This is a genomic window from Sphingobium sp. B12D2B, assembly GCF_025961775.1.
Classification (GTDB): domain Bacteria; phylum Pseudomonadota; class Alphaproteobacteria; order Sphingomonadales; family Sphingomonadaceae; genus Sphingobium.
This window is the reverse complement of the sequence record NZ_JAOQOH010000001.1, coordinates 2,343,121-2,362,039: the sequence shown is the minus strand read 5'-3', so window position 1 is coordinate 2,362,039 and position 18,919 is coordinate 2,343,121. Positions and strand designations below refer to the sequence as shown.

18 protein-coding genes and 1 tRNA gene are annotated in these 18,919 nt (G+C 63.5%); 15 read left to right on the top strand and 4 right to left on the bottom strand.

What is annotated here, in order from left to right:
* Positions 1 to 144: 144 nt before the first annotated feature.
* From M2335_RS11200 to gatB, 4 genes are all read left to right on the top strand, one after another.
* The gene (locus M2335_RS11200; protein ID WP_264594730.1) at positions 145 to 1,965 is read left to right on the top strand and encodes a DUF4153 domain-containing protein; all 1,821 of its coding nucleotides are present in this window, start codon (positions 145 to 147) and stop codon (positions 1,963 to 1,965) included.
* Between the two features lie 33 nt (positions 1,966 to 1,998).
* Positions 1,999 to 2,286 carry an Asp-tRNA(Asn)/Glu-tRNA(Gln) amidotransferase subunit GatC gene (gene gatC / locus M2335_RS11195; protein ID WP_264594729.1) on the top strand — a complete coding sequence of 96 codons (288 nt, stop codon included), beginning with the start codon at positions 1,999 to 2,001 and terminating at the stop codon, positions 2,284 to 2,286.
* Positions 2,286 to 3,767, top strand: coding sequence for an Asp-tRNA(Asn)/Glu-tRNA(Gln) amidotransferase subunit GatA (gene gatA, locus M2335_RS11190; protein WP_264594728.1), 1,482 nt, complete (start codon positions 2,286 to 2,288; stop codon positions 3,765 to 3,767). The genes gatC and gatA overlap by 1 nt, the downstream gene beginning before the upstream one ends.
* A gap of 96 nt (positions 3,768 to 3,863) precedes the next feature.
* Positions 3,864 to 5,366 carry an Asp-tRNA(Asn)/Glu-tRNA(Gln) amidotransferase subunit GatB gene (gene gatB, locus M2335_RS11185; protein WP_264594727.1) on the top strand — a complete coding sequence of 501 codons (1,503 nt, stop codon included), beginning with the start codon at positions 3,864 to 3,866 and terminating at the stop codon, positions 5,364 to 5,366.
* Positions 5,367 to 5,424: 58 nt separating this feature from the next.
* Here gatB and M2335_RS11180 read toward each other — a convergent pair whose 3' ends face one another.
* Entirely contained in the window at positions 5,425 to 5,616 is a 192-nt protein-coding gene (locus M2335_RS11180; RefSeq protein ID WP_181559302.1) for a hypothetical protein, read from the bottom strand.
* Positions 5,617 to 5,745: 129 nt separating this feature from the next.
* Here M2335_RS11180 and M2335_RS11175 point away from each other — a divergent pair.
* From M2335_RS11175 to clpX, 6 genes are all read left to right on the top strand, one after another.
* Positions 5,746 to 5,830 (top strand) — tRNA-Leu (locus tag M2335_RS11175).
* A gap of 68 nt (positions 5,831 to 5,898) precedes the next feature.
* Entirely contained in the window at positions 5,899 to 7,485 is a 1,587-nt protein-coding gene (gene tig / locus M2335_RS11170) for a trigger factor (protein WP_264594726.1), read from the top strand.
* A gap of 198 nt (positions 7,486 to 7,683) precedes the next feature.
* On the top strand, positions 7,684 to 8,616 hold the full coding sequence (locus tag M2335_RS11165) for a glycosyltransferase family 2 protein (protein ID WP_264594725.1): 933 nt from the start codon (positions 7,684 to 7,686) through the stop codon (positions 8,614 to 8,616).
* A gap of 70 nt (positions 8,617 to 8,686) precedes the next feature.
* Complete coding sequence (locus tag M2335_RS11160; protein WP_264594724.1) at positions 8,687 to 9,880, top strand: acyltransferase family protein; 1,194 nt, start codon at positions 8,687 to 8,689, stop codon at positions 9,878 to 9,880.
* An 11-nt stretch (positions 9,881 to 9,891) separates the two neighbouring features.
* On the top strand, positions 9,892 to 10,524 hold the full coding sequence (gene clpP / locus M2335_RS11155; protein WP_181559305.1) for an ATP-dependent Clp endopeptidase proteolytic subunit ClpP: 633 nt from the start codon (positions 9,892 to 9,894) through the stop codon (positions 10,522 to 10,524).
* A 349-nt stretch (positions 10,525 to 10,873) separates the two neighbouring features.
* A complete protein-coding gene (gene clpX / locus M2335_RS11150) occupies positions 10,874 to 12,142 on the top strand; it encodes an ATP-dependent Clp protease ATP-binding subunit ClpX (RefSeq protein WP_181559306.1) in 1,269 nt (422 codons plus the stop codon).
* 85 nt (positions 12,143 to 12,227) lie between these two features.
* Here the strand turns inward: clpX and M2335_RS11145 are convergent, their stop codons facing one another.
* From M2335_RS11145 to M2335_RS11135, 3 genes are all read right to left on the bottom strand, one after another.
* On the bottom strand, positions 12,228 to 12,716 hold the full coding sequence (locus tag M2335_RS11145; protein WP_181559307.1) for a DUF3237 domain-containing protein: 489 nt from the start codon (positions 12,714 to 12,716) through the stop codon (positions 12,228 to 12,230).
* Positions 12,717 to 12,810: 94 nt separating this feature from the next.
* A complete protein-coding gene (locus tag M2335_RS11140) occupies positions 12,811 to 13,302 on the bottom strand; it encodes a DUF3237 domain-containing protein (RefSeq protein ID WP_264572533.1) in 492 nt (163 codons plus the stop codon).
* A 28-nt stretch (positions 13,303 to 13,330) separates the two neighbouring features.
* Positions 13,331 to 13,729, bottom strand: a complete 399-nt coding sequence (locus M2335_RS11135; RefSeq protein ID WP_264569994.1) for a nuclear transport factor 2 family protein — start codon at positions 13,727 to 13,729, stop codon at positions 13,331 to 13,333.
* A 261-nt stretch (positions 13,730 to 13,990) separates the two neighbouring features.
* Between M2335_RS11135 and M2335_RS11130 the strand changes: the two genes are divergently transcribed.
* The 5 genes from M2335_RS11130 (at position 13,991) to M2335_RS11110 (ending at position 18,899) form a co-directional block, all read left to right on the top strand.
* Positions 13,991 to 14,908: a MarR family winged helix-turn-helix transcriptional regulator gene (locus tag M2335_RS11130; protein ID WP_264594723.1), complete on the top strand. Its 918-nt coding sequence runs from the start codon at positions 13,991 to 13,993 to the stop codon at positions 14,906 to 14,908.
* Between the two features lie 74 nt (positions 14,909 to 14,982).
* Positions 14,983 to 16,446, top strand: a complete 1,464-nt coding sequence (locus tag M2335_RS11125) for an aldehyde dehydrogenase family protein (RefSeq protein WP_264594722.1) — start codon at positions 14,983 to 14,985, stop codon at positions 16,444 to 16,446.
* Between the two features lies 1 nt (position 16,447).
* Positions 16,448 to 16,954 carry a nuclear transport factor 2 family protein gene (locus M2335_RS11120; RefSeq protein ID WP_181559312.1) on the top strand — a complete coding sequence of 169 codons (507 nt, stop codon included), beginning with the start codon at positions 16,448 to 16,450 and terminating at the stop codon, positions 16,952 to 16,954.
* The gene (locus tag M2335_RS11115; RefSeq protein ID WP_264594721.1) at positions 16,954 to 18,054 is read left to right on the top strand and encodes an NAD(P)-dependent alcohol dehydrogenase; all 1,101 of its coding nucleotides are present in this window, start codon (positions 16,954 to 16,956) and stop codon (positions 18,052 to 18,054) included. Before M2335_RS11120 ends, M2335_RS11115 begins: the two co-directional genes overlap by 1 nt.
* Complete coding sequence (locus tag M2335_RS11110) at positions 18,051 to 18,899, top strand: alpha/beta hydrolase (RefSeq protein ID WP_264569998.1); 849 nt, start codon at positions 18,051 to 18,053, stop codon at positions 18,897 to 18,899. The genes M2335_RS11115 and M2335_RS11110 overlap by 4 nt, the downstream gene beginning before the upstream one ends.
* Positions 18,900 to 18,919 lie beyond the last annotated feature (20 nt).

Genomic DNA, 18,919 nt, shown 5'->3' with positions numbered 1-18,919 from the left:
AGTGGCATGGCTCATGCCCGCTTGGGTTGCGCGAGGCAAGCGAAGGCAGCACGCGAGGGTCCAACAGGCGAAGGTCCAATTTGCCTTGCGAGCGGATCATGATAGGTCGGACGCGTTCAGGGACGGACGCGGCGGGAGAGCAGGATGATGGCCAGCAACGCATCGAGCGCGCAAACGCTATGGCCGCTGCGCACCTGGGTGCTGTGTGTGCTCGGCGCGCTTGTCGCTCTGGCGATCGACCGGTTTTCCGATCCGGCACCAATCGAGCCTGAGTTTCTGCGGCGCGTGATCGCGGCGCTGCCCATGTTTCTCTCCACCGCCGCGCTCGCCTTTGGCCTCAGTTGGCGCCGGCGGCGACCGGTCGCGGCGCTTGTCGTGGCGCTGATCTGTGGTCTCATCGGCGGCGGCGTCTTTCTGTGGAACGGCGTGCCCGGCCATGGATCGAGCGTCGATCTCTGGCATCTCGTCTGCGGCGCCATTGCCGCGGCTGCGCTGCTGGTGCTGTTTCAGGCGGCGCAGGACCGCAGTGTGGCCGGCGGCGCGCCCTCCGCGCCGGCCGGTGTGTTGCCCCGCGCCGTGCGGGCATGGTCGCGCCAGGCCATCCATTATGAGGATGTTCACGGCCATTTGTGGACGAATGCGCTGCTGATCGGCGCAAGTGCGCTGTTCATGCTGCTCAGCTTCGGCGTCGCCCATTTGCTGGCGCAGATGTTCATGCTGGTGAAGCTCGCGTTCCTGCGCGATGCCCTGCGCGAGTCTGCGGTGGTCGCCATGCTGTGCGGTGCCGCCTTCGGTGCGGCGCTCGGGCTGTTGCAGGATCGCGGGGCGATCATCGCCGCCTTGCAGCGCGTGGCCATGCTGGTGCTGCGCGTGCTGGCGCCGGTGGTGGCGCTGGCGATCGGAGTCTTCTTGGCGGCCTTGCCTGTCACCGGCCTGGCTCCGCTCTGGGCGACAGGCGGCACGACGCCGATCATGCTGGCCGGAGCGGTGCTGGCGCTGTTTCTCGCCAATGCGGTGGTGGGCGACACGGCACTTGAGGAAACCCGCTCAGTGTTGCTGGGCGCCAGCGCGGCGGCGCTCGGCCTGTTCCTGCTGCCGATGGTGGGGATTGCGGTCTTCTCCTCGGGCCTGCGCATCCATCAGCATGGCCTGACGCCGGAACGGCTGTGGGCGCTGGCCTTTTTGGTCGTGGCGAGCATCACCGCCATTGCCTATGCCGCCGCTATCCTCGGTGCACGCGGCTGGTTTGCGCGGCTGCGGCGGACCAATCGAATGCTCGTATTCGTGATCGCCGGCATTGCGCTGCTGCTCTCCACGCCGATCTTCGGCTTCGAGCGGATTGCGACCGCGCATCAGCTCCAGCGCCTCGCGGGCGGGCAGGTGGCGCAGGACAAATTCGATTACCGCGCCCTGTGGTTCGATTTCGGGCCGGAGGGGCGCGCTGCGATTCGACGGTTGGCGAGCGGCTCGGCGGACGCGACGATCCGCCGGCATGCCGCCGAGACGATGAAGCTGACCGACCGCTGGGCCGTGCCGCCCATGGTCGTCGCCGCGCGCAGTGGCGAATTGCTGGACGAGCGGCTAACGATCCTGCCCATCCCGGTCGAATTGCCGGCAGCACTGCGCAAGCGGCTGGTGCAATATGATGCCTGCGAGGAGACCGGCCCGTGCCTGTTGCATTATGTGCCGGGCGAGGATCTGGCGATCGTTGTGAAGCTGCCCGCCCCGGAATGCGGCGATTGCGCCCCAATCGTGCGCCTCATCCGGCAGGAGAATGGCGAATGGACCAATGAGAGCCGCTATCTTGCCCAAGGCGATGCCGCTCGCCGGCTGGTCGCGCAGATCCGCGCCGGCGCCGTGGACCTCCGCCCCGTGATGGCGCGACAACTCTACATCGGTGGCGAACCGGTCGGCGAACCGCTGTCGACGGCCGCCAATGGGGCCGAAACGGCGGAAGCGCCTTGATGACCGCCGGAGCCAGTGCTAGCGCGCGCTCCCATGAGCGTAGACCTGACAACCGTAAAAAAGATCGCCAGCCTCGCGCGCCTCGCTGTCAGCGAGGATGAAGCGCAGGCGTTGGTGCCCGAACTCAACGGCATTCTCCACTGGGTGGAGCAGCTGGGCGAAGTGGACGTGACCGGCGCCGAGCCGATGACCGCCGTCATCCCCAACACGTTGCGCCTGCGAGAGGACGCCGTGACCGACGGCAATGTCCGCGACAAGGTGCTGGCCAATGCGCCTCAGGCCGAACATGGCTTTTTCGCCGTGCCGAAGGTGATCGAATGATGACCGATCTGACCAACCTCACTGTCTCGCAGATCCGCGATGGCTTCCGTGCTGGTGACTTCTCCGCGCGAGAAGTCGCCGAGGCCTTCAACGCCAATGTCGCCGCCGCCAAGGCGCTCAACGCCTTCATCGTCGAGACGCCCGAGCATGCGCTGTCTGCCGCCGATCAGGCGGACAAGGATCGCGCCGCCGGCACGCTCAAGCCGCTTTCCGGCGTGCCCATCGGCATGAAGGACCTGTTCTGCACCGAGGGCGTGCAGACGACCGCCGCCAGCCACATGCTGGAAGGCTTCACGCCCACCTACGAGTCCACCGTCTCGCAGAAGCTGTGGGATGCCGGCGCGGGGATGCTCGGCAAGCTCAATCTCGATCAGTTCGCCATGGGGTCGTCCAACGAGACGAGCTATTTCGGCAATGTGATTTCGCCCTGGCGGCGCAATGACGGCAGCAATGCTGCGCTGGCGCCGGGTGGTTCCTCGGGTGGCAGCTCGGCGGCGATTGCCGCACGGCTCTGCCCGGCGGCGACCGGTACGGACACCGGCGGGTCGATCCGCCAGCCTGCGGCCTTCACGGGCATTTCCGGCATCAAGCCGACCTATGGCCGCTGTTCGCGCTGGGGCATCATTGCCTTTGCCAGTTCGCTCGATCAGGCCGGGCCGATGGCGCAGGACGTGCGCGACTGCGCGATCCTGCTGGAGAATATGGCGGGCTTTGACGCGAAGGACTCGACCTCGCTCAACCTGCCGGTGCCGCAGTGGGAAGCAGGATTATCCAGCGATCTCAAGGGCAAGCGCATCGGTATTCCCAAGGAATATCGCGTCGAGGGTCTCGATGCCGATGTGGCGCGGGTGTGGGACGATGGCATTGCCTGGCTGAAGGATGCCGGCGCCGAGATCGTCGAGGTCTCGCTGCCGCACAGCAAATATGCTCTGCCGGCTTATTACATCATCGCCCCGGCGGAAGCCTCGTCCAATCTCGCGCGCTATGATGGCGTGCGCTATGGCCTGCGCGATTTGCCCGATGGCGCGAACCTGCAGGATATGTATGCGGCGACGCGCGCCGCCGGCTTCGGCCCGGAGGTCAAGCGCCGCATCATCATCGGCACCTATGTGCTCTCGGCGGGCTTCTACGATGCCTATTACACGCAGGCGCAGAAGGTGCGGGCGCTGATTGCGCAGGATTTCGCCAAGGCTTTCGAGGCCTGCGACGTCATCCTTGCGCCCACTGCGCCCAGCGCAGCCTTTGGCCTCGGCGAAAATGTCGACGATCCGCTGAAAATGTATCTGAACGACGTGTTCGCGGTGCCGGCCTCGCTGGCGGGTCTCCCCGCCATGTCCGTGCCCGGCGGGCTCAGCAAGGATGGGCTGCCGCTCGGCCTGCAGATCATCGGTCCGGCCTTCGATGAGCAAGCGGTGCTGAACGCGGGTTTCGCCATTGAGCAACGGGCGGGCTTCACCGCCCGGCCTGAGGCGTGGTGGTAGATGTTTCGTGCTCCTGCGCAGGCAGGAGCCCAGGGCAGCCAAGGGCTGCACTCCCCTGGATTCCTGCCTTCGCGGGAATACTGTAAGGACTGAAGAATGACTGAGACGAGCTATCGCATTCGTGGCGCCACTGGAGACTGGGAGGTCGTGATCGGCCTTGAGGTCCATGCCCAGGTGGTGAGCCAGGCCAAGCTGTTCTCCGGCGCGGCGACGGCCTTCGGCGCGGAGCCGAACACGCAGGTGAGCCTTGTCGATGCCGCGATGCCCGGCATGCTGCCGGTGCCCAATCGCGAGTGCATCCGTCAGGCAGTGCGCACCGGCCTTGCGATCAATGCGCAGATCAACAAGTGGAGCCGGTTCGACCGGAAGAATTATTTCTATGCGGACTTGCCGCAGGGCTACCAGATTTCCCAGCTTTATCATCCGCTTGTCGGCGAAGGTTCGCTGACGATCGAAGCCGACGAGAAGGCCGGCATTCCCGCCGACAAGGCCATTGGCATCGAGCGCATCCATGTCGAGCAGGATGCCGGCAAGCTGATGCACGATCAGCATCCGACGCGCTCCTATGTCGATCTCAATCGCTCGGGTGTGGCGCTGATGGAGATCGTCAGCCGCCCGGACATGCGCTCGCCTGCCGAGGCCGGGGCCTATCTGCGCAAGCTGCGCGCGATCCTGCGCTATGTCGGCTCGTGCGATGGCAATATGGAGGAAGGCTCCATGCGCGCGGACGTGAACGTCTCCGTGCGCAAGCCCGGTGAGGAATTCGGCACGCGGACCGAGACGAAGAACGTCAATTCCGTGCGCTTCGTCATGCAGACCATCGAATATGAAGCCCAGCGCCAGGTCGATGTGATCGAAGGCGGCGGGCGGATCGTGCAGGAAACGCGGCTGTTCAACCCGGATACCGGCACGACGCGCTCGATGCGCTCCAAGGAAGACGCGCATGATTATCGCTACTTCCCGGACCCCGACCTGCTGCCGCTGGTGCTGGAGGACAGCTTCATCGAGGATTGCAGGCACTCGCTGCCCGAACTGCCGGATGCCAAGCGCACGCGCTATGTCGAGGTGCTGGGGCTCTCCGATTACAACGCCCGCGTGTTGACCGCGGAGGCGGAAACGGCCCGCTGGTTCGAGGCTCTGCTCGCGGAAAGCGCGCGCATCCAGAAGAAGAGCGAAGGCGAGGTGGCCAAGGCCAGCGCCAACTGGCTGCTCTCCGAGCTTTACGGTGCGCTCAATCGCCTCGGCAAGACGCTTGAGGACAGCCCGGTCAACCCGGAGCGCGGCGCGGAATTGCTCGCCTTGGTGGCCGATGGCACGATTTCGGGTAGCATCGCCAAACAGGTGTTCGAGATCATGCTGGAGACCGGCGAAGCGCCTGCCGAGATTGTCGAGACGCGCGGCCTCAAGCAGACCACGGATACCGGCGCGATCGAGGCGGCCGTTGCGAAGATTCTCGCCGACAATGCCGATAAGGTCGAGCAGTACAAGGGTGGAAAGGAAGCTTTGTTCGGCTTCTTCGTCGGTCAGACGATGAAGGCCATGCAGGGCAAGGCCAATCCGCAGATGGTCAACGAGTTGATCAAGAAGGCATTGGCCTGATCGCATCCCGGCCGCGCCTCCACGAGGTGGGCCGGGAAGCTGAGATCAGTACCTAAGATCAGTCTGGCGGCGGCGCGATGGACGGCAGTTCGTCGGGGCCGCGGCCGGGTTCATCGATATTGGGCGTTTCCGGCGCGATTTCCGGCGGTTCGCGAAACGGCGTCTCGTCCGGCGATTCCATGGGCGGAAGCTCGTCAGGTGACTGCGGGGTGATGGTATCGGGGGGCGGAATTTCCGGCTGGCTGGCCATGGCTTTGCGTCCTTTCGTTGCTCTTTTCAACGGGCGGCGTGAGGGATCGTTCCGGATCGACACGGCAAGGCGCGCACAGCCTTGCCCTTTCCCAGGCTTTGCACTATGGCCCGCCGACCGGCGACCGATGCGGGCGTGGCGAAACTGGTAGACGCGCCAGATTTAGGTTCTGGTATCGCAAGATGTGGGGGTTCGAGTCCCTTCGCCCGCACCAGTTGCGCAGCCTGGCCCCGGTCGTTCCAAGAGATTTCATCCTAGCCTGGAAAGCGTCGAGTTAGAGATATGCAGATTGTCGAGACATTGAATGAGGGCCTCAAGCGCGCCTATACGCTGACCGTCACGGCCAAGGACATCGACGCCCGCGTCGAAGAGGAAGTGAAGTCGATTGCGCCGCAGGTGCGGATGCCCGGTTTCCGGCCCGGCAAGGTGCCTGCCAACCTCGTCCGCAAGATGCACGGCCCGGCCCTGCAGCGCGAGGCGCTGGACAAGTCCATCCGTGAGGGCGTCGAGAAGGTCATCGCCGAGAACAAGCTGCGTCCCGCGATGCAGCCGAGCGTCGAGCTGACGGCCGACTATGAGGACGGCAAAGACGCCGAGGTCAAGGTCGCTCTGGAAATCCTGCCGGAGGTTCCCGCGCCCAAGATCGAGGGCATCAAGCTGGAGCGGCTCGTCGTCGACGTGACTGACGAGCAGATCGACGAGGCGGTTGGCCGTCTCGCCGCGCAGAGCCAGCGTTATGAGGACGCGCCCAAGTCCGCTAAGGCAAAGGAAGGCGACCAGGTCGTCATGGATTTCGTCGGCAAGGTCGACGGCGTGGCCTTCGAGGGCGGCACCGGTTCGGACATGGCCATCGCCATCGGTTCGGGCAATCTCATCCCCGGCTTCGAGGACCAGCTGGTCGGTGTGAAGACCGGCGACGAGAAGACCATCAACGTGACCTTCCCCGCCGCATATGGCTCCAAGGAGCTGGCCGGCAAGGATGCGACCTTCGATCTCGTCATTAAGGCGGTCAAGAATCCCGTCGACAAGCCCGCTGATGACGAGTTCGCCAAGCAGCTCGGCCTTGAGAGCCTCGAGAAGCTGCGCGAGCTGTTCAAGGCGCAGATCGAGCAGGAGCACGGCAATCTGACGCGCACCTACATGAAGCGTCAGCTTCTCGATCAGCTGGCTGCCGGCCACGATTTCGAGGTGCCCCCGGGCATGGTCGAAGCCGAGTTCGGCCAGATCTGGCAGCAGCTTGAGCATGAAGCCGGTCACGAGGAAGATCCCGAGGCGGCGCTCAAGGAAATGGAAGCCGACCGCGACGATTATCGCAAGATCGCCGAGCGTCGCGTCCGTCTGGGCCTGCTCCTCTCGGAAATCGGCCAGGCCAATGGCGTGGAGATCACGCAGGCGGAAATGAACCGCCTCGTTGCTCAGGCCGCGCAGCAGTACGCCCCGCAGGACCGCGAGCGGTTCGTCGAATATGTCCGCAACGAGCCGATGGCCGCCGCGCAGCTGCGTGCCCCGCTCTACGAAGACAAGGTCGTCGATTATCTCTTCGAGAAGGCCGATGTGAGCGAGCGCACCGTTGCGCGCGCCGATCTGGAAGCGGCGATCGAGAGCGAAGAGGGCGGTCACGTCCACGGACCGGATTGCGGCCACGATCACAGCCACGACGCCAAGCCGGCCAAGAAGGCTGCCGCCAAGAAGCCGGCTGCCAAGAAGGCTGATGCCGAGACTGAGGCCGCTCCGGCAGAAGAGGCCAAGGCACCTGCCAAGAAGGCTCCGGCCAAGAAGGCCGCGGCTGCCAAGGCCGACGAGGGCGACGCGGCTGAGAAGCCGGCCAGGAAGCCCGCTGCCAAGAAGGCCAAGACTGCCGAGGCCTGAGGCCTCACTGCAGATCGCATGAACTAATCAGAAGCGAGCCGGAGCGGGATGCCGTTCCGGCTCGCTTTTTCTTTGGATGCATGGCGGCGGGCTCGTGCAGAAGGTGCCGCCGGGCGCTGGGGTCGCAAAAGACCATTGCAACCATGCGATCTGTTGCCATAAGCCCGCAGTCCCATGCATCCAGACCCGTCAAGCCCGATGACAGGCGTGCGCATCGCCGTCCTGCTGCCCTGTTATAACGAGGCGGTCGCCATCGGGCAGACCGTTACCGCGTTCGCGCAGGCCTTGCCGCAGGCAGCCATCTACGTGTTCGACAATAACAGTTCCGATGATAGCGTCGCCGTGGCGCGCGCCGCCGGGGCGATCGTCTACAGCGTGCGGCAGCAAGGGAAGGGCCATGTCGTGCGGCGGATGTTCGCGGACGTCGATGCGGACATCTACGTGCTCGCCGATGGCGATGCGACCTATGATGCGAGCGCGGCGCCGGCGCTGGTCAGCGCGATGCTGGACGGGCCGCTCGACATGGTCGTCGGCGCCCGCAAGTCGGAGGTGGAGGCGGCTTACCGTCCGGGGCACCGGCTCGGCAATCTGCTGCTCACCGGGCTGCTGCGGCAGCTTTTCGGGCGCAGTTTCACCGATATCCTCTCAGGCTATCGGGTGTTCTCCCGGCGGTTCGTCAAGAGCTTTCCGATCCTATCGGAGGGCTTCGAGATCGAAACGGAGATGTCTGTCCACGCCCTCGAGCTGCGCATGCCGGTGGGCGAGGTGATGACCGCCTATGCGGCGCGGGCGGAGGGCTCGCTCTCCAAGCTCAACACCTTCCGCGACGGCTGGCGCATCCTGCGCACGATGATCCAGCTCTATCGCGTGGAGCGGCCCTTGTGGTTCTTCGGTTTCATTGCGCTGGTGATCGCGCTGGTTGCCGGGCTGATGGGCGTGCCGGTCGTCCTGACCTATCTGGAGACGGGGCTTGTGCCTCGCTTCCCGACCCTCATCACCATCGTGGGGATGGGCGTCTTGTCAGCCTTGTGCCTGCTTACCGGCCTCATCCTCGATACGGTGACGCGCGGCCGGCAGGAAATGAAGCGCCTCGCCTATCTGGCGCATACCGCGCCGGGGATGACGCGTTAAATTTCATTAACCCAGTTGATCATGAATAATTGAGTCCATAAACTTTCCCGACAGGCTCGGGGGGGCAGGTATGGAGGGGGTTGGTTCATCGCGGCACCATTATAAGGTGCTTGATAGCTTGCGCGGCATTTGCGCGTGCATGGTCCTCCTTCTGCATGTGAAGACGCAGGGAAGGATTTCGAACGCAGCGCTGGTTGAGCATGCGTCCCTTTTCGTCGATTTCTTTTTCGTGCTGTCCGGCTTTGTCATCGGCGCGAGCTACGGGAAGAGGCTCGTGGACGGTTATTCCGTCGGCCATTTCATGCGCAAGCGGATCGCCCGCGTCTATCCGCTGCATTTTGCCATGCTGGTCTGCTTCGTCCTGTTTGAGCTTTGTCTCCTGATCTTCGGTGGGGATAGGTTAGGCAGGCCGGCCTTCGAGGGCCTGCAATCGCCCAAGAATCTGATCGATGCCCTGCTGTTGATCCAGATTTTCCCGGGCGGCGATCCCATGGCGTGGAATTTTCCCAGCTGGTCGATCGCAGCGGAAGTCTGGATTTATCTGGTCTTTGCGTTGGTTCTGCGAACCGCTGGGCGTCACTTGGTGCCAATTTGTCTGGGCATTGCGGTCGCCGTTCCGTTGCTGCTCCTTAGCCAGCCGGATTTCAGTCCGGTCATGTACCAGAACGCGCTGCTGCGTTGCGCGATGGGCTTTGCGCTCGGCCTCGTCGGTTGGCGCTGCATGAATCGGATCAAGGCGATGCAGCTTCCAGCTTGGACTGATCATGGACTTGAGCTGGTGACGGCGATTGCGCTGGTAGCATTCATATCCTGCCTGGGAGGAGGGAGGCTGTCCGTTCTGTCACCCTTTCTCTTTTTAATCGCGGTACTCGTGTTCGGGCGGGAGAAAGGCGTGGTGAGCGACTGCTTGAAAAGGCCCAAGGTGGTAGAGATCGGAGCACTCTCCTATTCGATCTACCTTATCCACATCTTTCTATATTACCGCCTGCTCAACTTGTTATCGGTCATCGAGCGTCATGTCGCTGTCGATCTGGTGGTCGATACGCAGACCGGGAAAGCCATCGGCGGCGGGGTCTGGATCGGCGATGGGATCAGCATCCTCTTTCTGATCTTCGTCATGGGCTGTGCCTCTCTGAGCCGGCGACTGATCGAAGGGCCTGGGCGCGCGCTTTTCGAAACGTACCTGTCCGCACCCGGTGCCCAGCCTGCGCATCTTGAAGTCAGTGCCCAAACGTCCGATGTAGTGGCCGCAGACGGCCAGTAAGAAAGAGAATCATGACCGATAATTTTGATCCGCTCGGGGCACTTGTTCCTATCGTTATCGAACAGTCCAATCGCGGCGAGCGCAGCTTCGATATCTACTCGCGCCTGTTGCGGGAGCGGATCATTTTCGTGACCGGCCAGGTCGAGGATCACATGGCCTCGCTGATCGTTGCCCAGCTGCTGTTTCTGGAATCGGAGAACCCGAAGAAGGACATCTGGATGTACATCAACTCGCCGGGCGGCGTGGTGACCAGCGGCATGGCGATCCATGACACCATGCAGTATATCCGCCCCAAGGTCGGCACGGTGTGCATCGGCCAGGCCGCGTCGATGGGCAGCTTCCTGCTCGCGGCCGGCGAGCCGGGCATGCGCTTTGCGCTCAGCAACGCGCGGATCATGATCCACCAGCCGTCTGGCGGCGCGCAGGGCATGGCGTCGGATATCGAGATCCAGGCCAAGGAAATCCTCCGGATCCGTCGTCGCCTGAACGATCTTTACGTCAAGTACACCGGCCAGCCGCTGGAGAAGATCGAGGCCGCCATGGATCGCGACACCTTCCTGGAGGCTGAAGAAGCGCTCGCGTTCGGCCTTGTGGACAAGGTGTACGACAAGCGTCCCGGCACCAGCGAAGAAACGCCGGCTTGATAGGGTCGGGCCGGCCGCTCACGCGGTCGGCCTTTGCATCCCGGCGGCGCCGTGCATCGTCGCCGGACTTTGGGCTGTGCCGTGGTCGAGTGAGCGGCCAGCTTATTTCCGCCGCTAAAATCTCTCTGTTCGCAGCCTGGCCGATTCCGGCCAGCATCTCCCATTGCAAAGCCGGACCAGCCCTCCCATCTTCTTTCCATTATGGCTTTTGAGCCGGCAATGTCTGGTTTACGCTATTTGGCGACATTTTCGGCACTTGTGATGCTGCAAGAAGGCGGTCTAGGATGACCGACGGAAAGAGCATCTGGGCAATTGGCGCGAGACGGCGCCAGACCAAGGAAGAGATTGAATGACAAAGCTCACAGGATCGGATTCGAAGAGCACGCTCTACTGCTCGTTCTGCGGAAAGTCGCAGCACGAAGTGCGTAAGCTCATCGCCGGCCCAACCGTGTTCATCTGCGATGAATGCGTCGAATTGTGCAACGATATCATTCGTGAAGAGACCAAAGGTGGTCTGGTCGGCCGCAAGGAAGGCGGCGTGCCGACGCCCCAGCAGATTTGCGATGTGCTGAGCGATTATGTCATCGGCCAGCAGCGCGCCAAGCGCGTGCTCTCGGTGGCTGTGCACAATCACTACAAGCGGCTGGAGCATGGCGGCAAGGCCGGCGATGTGGAGCTGGCCAAGTCCAACATCCTGCTCATCGGGCCCACCGGCTGCGGCAAGACGCTGCTGGCCCAGACGCTCGCCAAAACCTTCGACGTGCCGTTCACCATGGCGGATGCGACGACGCTGACCGAAGCTGGCTATGTCGGCGAGGACGTCGAGAACATCATCCTCAAGCTGCTCCAGGCCTCCGACTATAATGTGGAGAAGGCGCAGCGCGGCATTGTGTATATCGACGAGATCGACAAGATCAGCCGCAAGGCGGAGAATCCCTCCATCACCCGCGACGTGTCGGGCGAGGGCGTGCAGCAGGCGCTGCTCAAGTTGATGGAAGGCACCACCGCCTCGGTGCCGCCGCAGGGCGGCCGCAAGCATCCGCAGCAGGAATTCCTGCAGGTCGATACGACGAACATCCTGTTCATCGCCGGTGGTGCCTTTGCGGGGCTGGAAAAGATCATCGGCGACCGGCTTGAGGGCAAGTCGATCGGCTTCGGCGCGCATGTCGCAGCGCCGGACGAACGGCGTACGGGTCAGCTGCTCAAGCAGACCGAGCCGGAAGATCTGCTCAAATTCGGCCTGATCCCCGAGTTTGTCGGTCGTCTGCCGGTCATCGCGACGCTGGAAGATCTGGACATCGCCGCGCTGGTGCAGATCCTCACCGAGCCCAAGAACGCGCTGGTGAAGCAGTATCGCAAGCTGTTCGAGCTGGAAGACGTCGAATTGACGTTCACGGACGAAGCGCTGACGGCGATTGCTCAGCGCGCCATCGAGCGCAAGACCGGCGCGCGTGGCCTGAGGTCGATCATCGAGGCGATCCTGCTCGACACCATGTTCGATCTGCCGACGATGGAAGGCGTGACCGAAGTCGTGGTGGACAAGGATGTGGTGGAGGGCCGTAAGGACCCCGTCCGCGTCTTCGGTGCGGAAAAGCGCCAGGCGGGTGACGCGGCCTGATCGGATAATCTGACCGGCATGAAAAACGCCGCCGCCGGGGCCTGAGGGCTCCAGCGGCGGCGTTTTCGTTTGTTCAGTCAAATGCTCAGTCGAGCGTCTGCTTCACCGCATAATAAGTGAAGATGGAGTGATCGGGGTTGGACCGACGGCTGCCCGTGCCGATGATCAGCGTCTTGCCCATCCAGTCATGCGGCCCCTCGGGCACCACGAATGTGGGCGAGAAGCAGAAATAGGCCGGCTGCGGGGTGCCGTCATCCAGTCGCGCCTCGCCCGGCTTGGCCGGGATGAGATAGCCATTGTTGTTGATGTAGATCTTGGTGCCGTCATCGGCCTGCAGCATATAGTGCGACTTGATGACGATGGTGCCGTCGCCCCGCACGGTGGCGTAATCGGCGCCGCTGTCCGGGATGATGATGCCGGACAGGCGTGGCCCGTAGATCGTGCCGCTAGCGCAGGGCGTGTAGCCCTGATAGCCACCACCCGGCAGCGGGCCGACAGTGCAGCGTTCGGGGCGGAAATTGACCCGCATCTCGAACACATATTCGAGATGGGCGGGGACTTGCGGATCGTTCATCGCATGCTCTCCTCTTGGCTGGATAAGGCACTGCCGCCGCCCTGCGGAAAGTGCAAGGCGGCGGCAGCTGGATTTCTTTGGAAGGCGTCAGCCGTCAGAGCAGCATGAAATAGTGGATGCGGTTGGCCTTCGGGATCTTCTCGGCAACGCCGACGAAGATGTGCTTGCCCAGCCATTCGTGCGGGCCTTCCGGCACGTCGAACTTGGGGCTCACCCGCATATAATATTCGTCCGGCCCCACATCTTCGTTGCGGGCCATGCGCTCCATGGCGTCACCTTCGGCCCAGCGATAGCCGCGGCTCTGCAGATAGATCGGCGTGCCGTCATCGGCTTCCAGCATGTAGCGCGCGTCGAAATCGATCACGCCATTGGGGCGGGACAGCGGATAGTCGCCGCCGCTCATCGGGATGACCCGGCCGCGAATGCGGGGGCCCTCGAAGGTGCCTTGGGCCGCCCACACGGCAGCGCGGGTCGCGCCCATGCTGGTGGGGGAAATCCACACCGCCGGTGTCAGGTCGATCGACACCGTAAAGGCGAATTCGAACTTCGGCGCGAAGGGATGGGGGGCAATCTCGGGCGTTACCATGAAGTGCAATCTCCTTTTTCGATGACTATCAAACAGCAGCTGTGGCGGGCAGCGTCTTGTACCGCGCGCCGAGAATCTGCGCGAACTTGCCGTCGCGCAGATAATAGAAGCCAAGGCTCTCGATGTTGAGGGTCTGGCCCTTCATCAAGGGGCCGGCGATGAAGTCGGGCCAGTCTTCCAGGCCATAGAATTCGGTGCGAACATGGCAGGCGAGGGTGTCCGGACCGGCTGCGACGGCGAGAATGTCGAGCGTTTCGCGGACCTTGGACTTCACGTCGCGGTAGAAATCCAGAATGGCGGAACGTCCTATGATCTGGCGCTTTTCGCCCAGGTTGAACACCACGTCATCGCAATAATAGCGGCCGAAACCTTCGAAATCGTTCGCATTGAAGCGGGCGATGTAGTCGGCATAGTCGTCCTCGGTCATCCTGCGCTCCAAGAAAATTCTTGTTGTTGATTCTTCAACAGCTAAGCGGGTGGCCGCTCAGGTTCAACTGAAAAACGTCGATCTGCTCGACCGACATGCTTGCCAAGCCCCGGAATCTGGCCGATTGTTGCGCATGATAACATTGCCCATCACGGGGTCCGCCTGTTTGTGACGATGCCTGCAAAACAAATTGCCATTGCTGCACCTGAGATTGATTGGGCCGTAGAAAGACCGCGTGTTCCGCTCGATCAGGTCATGCGGGTGTTCCTGCGCAAGCCGGGGTTTCTGCTCAACCGCATCGATCAGATCGCCAATGCCCTGTACGGATCGGTGGCCTGCGGGGGCGAGACCTTGTCGCAGGCGGAAATGATGCTCGCGATTGCTGAGCGTCCGGGGAGCGATCAGGTCCGCCTCGCGCGGGCCTGCGGCAGCGACACGTCGACCACGGCGATCGTGCTGCAGAACCTCGAATTGACCGGCCTTATCGCCCGCCAGCAGGATGAGCGGGATCGGCGGCGCAGTCTGCCGGTGCTGACGGCGGCCGGGGAAGCCCGCATGGACGAAATCCGGTCGTCTTTCGCCCAGCTTCAGGCGTTGCTGCTCGATCCGCTGAGCGATGACGAACGCGCGGTGGCCATGGCGCAGCTCTCCAGCCTGGTGGAGGCCGGCAATGACGGCGCGCCGCGATGGGACAGGCAGGACTCCTATCTGGCCAATGTGCCCAGCATGTTGTTCCGCCGCGCGCTGCAGATCCTCCATGCGCATTTCAGTGAGCAGGTCGCGCCGATGGCGGTGACCCTGCGCCAGTTCTCCGCGATGGTGATACTCGATCTGCATGGCGGCCTGAGTCAGGTCGAGTTCGCGCGTGTCTATGGCCTGGATCCCTCCACCTGCGCGATCGTTCTCAAGAAGCTGGCCCAGCGGGGGTGGTTGCAGGCTGTGCCCTCGCCGCAGGATCGTCGCAAGACGCTCTATTTCGTCACCGATGATGGCCGGCACCAGATCGACCGTCTCCAGACCAGCGCGGATGCGACCGAAGATGCGGTGCGATCCAACATATCCGCGCGCGCCTTCGAAGCGCTGCTCCCGCCATTGCAATCCGTGGTGCGCGCGCACTCGGCGATCCTGCGCTATCCGGGCTTTTTCCCTTGGGACAATGAAACGCCGCAATCCTGTTGATTGCCCGTCTAACATCGATATACAACGACGTCTGACTAATTGAGGCGAGTCTCTCGCCTTCGGGGAGGACGTTCATGGCGGATATCGAACGGCGCAGCGTGCCCGTGCGCAACCCACGCAGCGGCGCGATCGACTTTATGATGGAAATTGCGACGGCGGAGGACGTGGCGGCGAAGGCTGACCGTCTCCGGCGCAACCAGCAGGCTTGGGGTGCCAAGCCGCTCGCAGAGCGCATCGGCGTCATGCAGCGCTGGCTGGGCGAGGTCGCCAAGCGCGCCAGCGCCATCGCCGAGGCTGATGCGGTCGATACCGGAGGGTGCCATACCTCCTATCTCCAGGGCTTCATCACCATGGGCAATATCGGCGGCTGGATCGAGGACGCGCAGGCCGCGCTCGATGCGGCAAGCTATACCGGCCCCTCCAAGGCCATGCCGCAAGTGGAGGTACGCACGCAGTTCGTGCCCTATCCGCTGGTCGGCGTGATCGGCCCCTGGAACGCGCCGATGATGCTGGTGCTGCTCGATGCCATTCCCGCCCTGTTCGCCGGTTGCGCTGTGCTTATCAAGCCCTCGGAAGTGACGCCGCGCTGGGTGCAGCCGTTGTTCGAGGCCGTGGCGCAGGTGCCGGAACTGGCCGGCGTGTTCGATTATGTTCAGGGTGATGGCGAGACGGGCCGGGCGATCATCGACACGGTCGATCTCGTCTGCTTCACGGGCAGCGTGCCCACCGGTCGCAAGATCGCCGTGCAGTGTGCCGAACGCCTGATCCCCTGCTATCTGGAACTGGGCGGCAAGGACCCTGTGATCGTCACGGAGACCGCCGATCTGGAGCGGGCGACCACCGCCGTCCTGCGCGGCGCGGTTCATGCCAATGGCATGGTCTGCTTCTCGGTCGAGCGCATCTACGTCGCCGAGGCGATCCACAATGCCTTCGTCGCGCTTCTCGTTGAGAAGGCGCAGAAGGTCCGCCTCAACAGCGACGATCCGCGTGCCGGGCATCTCCATCCCTTTACCTTCGCGCCGCAGGCGCAGATCGTCGAGCGGCATATCGCCGACGCGGTCGGGAAGGGGGCGAAGGTCCTCACCGGCGGGGCGGTCGAGCAGATCGACGGCGGACTCTACATGCGCCCGACCGTGCTGACCGGCGTCACCCATGACATGCTGGTCATGCGGGACGAAACCTTCGGGCCGATCCTGCCGGTCATGCCGTTCAAGACGGTAGAAGAGGCGATTGCGCTGGCGAATGACACCATTTTCGGCCTTACGGCGAACGTCGTCGCCGGAAGCCCGGAAGAAGCGATGGCGATCGGCCTGCAGATCAATGCCGGCTCGGTATTCATGCAGGATACTTTCCTGACCTTCGCCAAGAACCGCACGGTCGGCAGCAATGCCTTTGGGGCGTCCGGCGTGGGCGGCGGCTCGCGCACCGGACCGGAGGCGATCCTGCGCTATGTGCGCCGCAAGGCCCTGCTCACCAATCATGGCGAGCCGGCCGACATCCAGAACGATCACCATCTTGGAAAACCGGGAGGACACTGACATGGCATGGGAACTGAGCGCACTCGACCGGCTCGAAATTCAGGAGCTTTATTCGCGCTACGCCTGGGGCATCGACCTCGCCGATGAAGAGACGGCGATGTCCACCTTCGCGCAGGACGCCTGGTTCGATCACCTCTGGCAGGGCCGGGTGCAGGGCCATGAGGCGATTCTGGAGAATCTGCGCTCGCTGTGGAACGACCGGCAAAGTTGGTGGTACGGGCGCCAGCACATCATGAACACGCTGATCATGGACCCACGCCCGGAGCAGGGCGAGGTGGACGTGCGCTGCTTCTTCCAGATTCTCCAGTTTCAGACCGATTATCACACCAACTTCGTGTTCGGCATCGGCACCCGGCAGGACCATGTGACCAAGAAGGAAGGCGTGTGGCGGTTCCAGTCGCTGCACGTCAACGCCTGGACCGCCGCCGATCAGGTGCCGTGGAAAGGCGAGATCCTGCTCAAGAAAAAGCCGAGCCATCAGGCTCCGCCGGTCGCGGGGAAGAAGTGATGCAGATCACCGCTGCCGTCAGTCGCGGCAATCAGCCGGCGCCCGTGCTTGAAACGCTGGAGCTGGAAGCACCGCGCGCGGGCGAGATGCTCGTGCGTATGGTCGCTGTCGGCATCTGCCACACCGATTTGCATGAGCATCCGGGGCGTCACGCGCCGCATCCCATCGTGCTCGGCCATGAGGGCGCGGGCGTGGTAGAGGCGCTGGGTGAGGGCGTGCGCGGTTTCGCCGTGGGCGATCATGTGCTCCTCTCCGGCAGCAGCTGTGGCGTCTGCCCCAGTTGCGTGGCCGGTCGCCCGACCTATTGCGATCTCGCGATGCCGATGAACTTCGGCGGCAAGCGCCTCGATGGCTCGACGGCGCTGGCGTGCGGCGATGAGCGCATCCACTCGCATTTCTTCGGCCAGTCTTCGTTCGCGACGCACAGCATCGTGCCGGAGCGCACGGCGGTGAAGGTGGACAAGGATATTCCGCTGGAATTACTGGCCCCGCTCGGCTGCGGAGTTATCACTGGCGCCGGATCGGTGATCGAGGCGCTGAAGGTGGGGGCAGGGGATACCATCGCCATCTTCGGGGTCGGTGGCGTCGGCCTCTCTGCGGTGATGGCCGCCAAGCTGGTGGGCGCGAAGCGGATCGTCGCGGTGGACATCAACCCGGGCCGGCTGGAGCTTGCGCGCGAACTGGGCGCGACCGATGCGATCCGCTCCGACGGCGAGGACGTCGCCAAGCAGATTCGCGCGGTTACCGGTCGCGGCGTGGACTTCACCTTCAACACCACCACCGTGCCAGCCGTCCACACCATGGCGCTGGAATGCCTCGCAATGAACGGCACTGCCGGCTTCGTCGCGGCGCCTCGTGGGGAGTGGGCGCCGGCCATGTTCCCCATGCTGGCCGGTGGCAAGCAGTTGCGCGGCATCCTCGGCGGCGACGCCAATCCGCGCACCTTCCTGCCGATGCTGATCGATTACTGGCGGCAAGGGCGCTTCCCGTTCGATCGGCTGATCGAGACCTACGCCTTCGATGAGATCGGCAAGGCGTTTCATGATTGTGAGGCGGGCACGGTGATCAAGCCGGTGCTCAAGGTTGGAGATGCTGCATGACTCCCGAAATCCGCAAACAACTTAAAGCATTCGGCACGGAACTGACCCCGGACATGATGGGCGGCACGCAGGGAATTTACCGTGCCCTGCAGCCCGGTATTCCGGCTGGCGCCAGGGTGACGCGCGACCATCAATATGGTCCCGATGCGCGCAACCGGCTGGATATCTTCACACGCGACGGGCTTTCCGGCGCGCCGGTGCTGGTGTTCGTCCATGGCGGCGGCTTCGTGATGGGCGACAAGACCACCGAAGGCTCGCCCTTTTACGACAATATCGGCAGCTTCGCCGTGGATGAGGGCTATGTCGGCGTCACCATGACGTACCGCCTCGCGCCCGCCGCCACTTGGCCGGCCGGCGGTGAGGACGTGGCCAATGCCGTCATCTGGCTGCGCGAGAATGTGGCGCAATTCGGCGGCGATCCGGACCGCATCTTCGTGATGGGCCAGTCGGCGGGCGCGGTGCACGTGGCCGATTGCGTCGCGCGCTTCTCCCCGCAGATTGCCGGCGCGCTGATGTGCTCGGGGATTTACGACGTGGCCGCGGCCGAGCCGAACCAGTTCCAGAAATCCTATTATGGCGAGGATCCGGCAGGCTGGGCGCAGGCGTCCACCGTGGCGGGGCTGCTCACCAGCAAGATCCCGCTATTCTTCTCGGTCTGCGAGTTCGATCCGGTGCCGTTCCAGCAGCAGGCCGCAAGCTTGGCTGCCCGCTACGCCATAACCAACAAGGCCTTTCCAAGGCTGCATTGGCTGGGAGGCCACAACCACCTGTCACCTGTGCTCGAGATCGGGACGCCAGACAGCGACCTTGAGCATCACATCATGAACTTCATCGCCACCGTCTGAGGCAGATTCTTCAGGAGGAC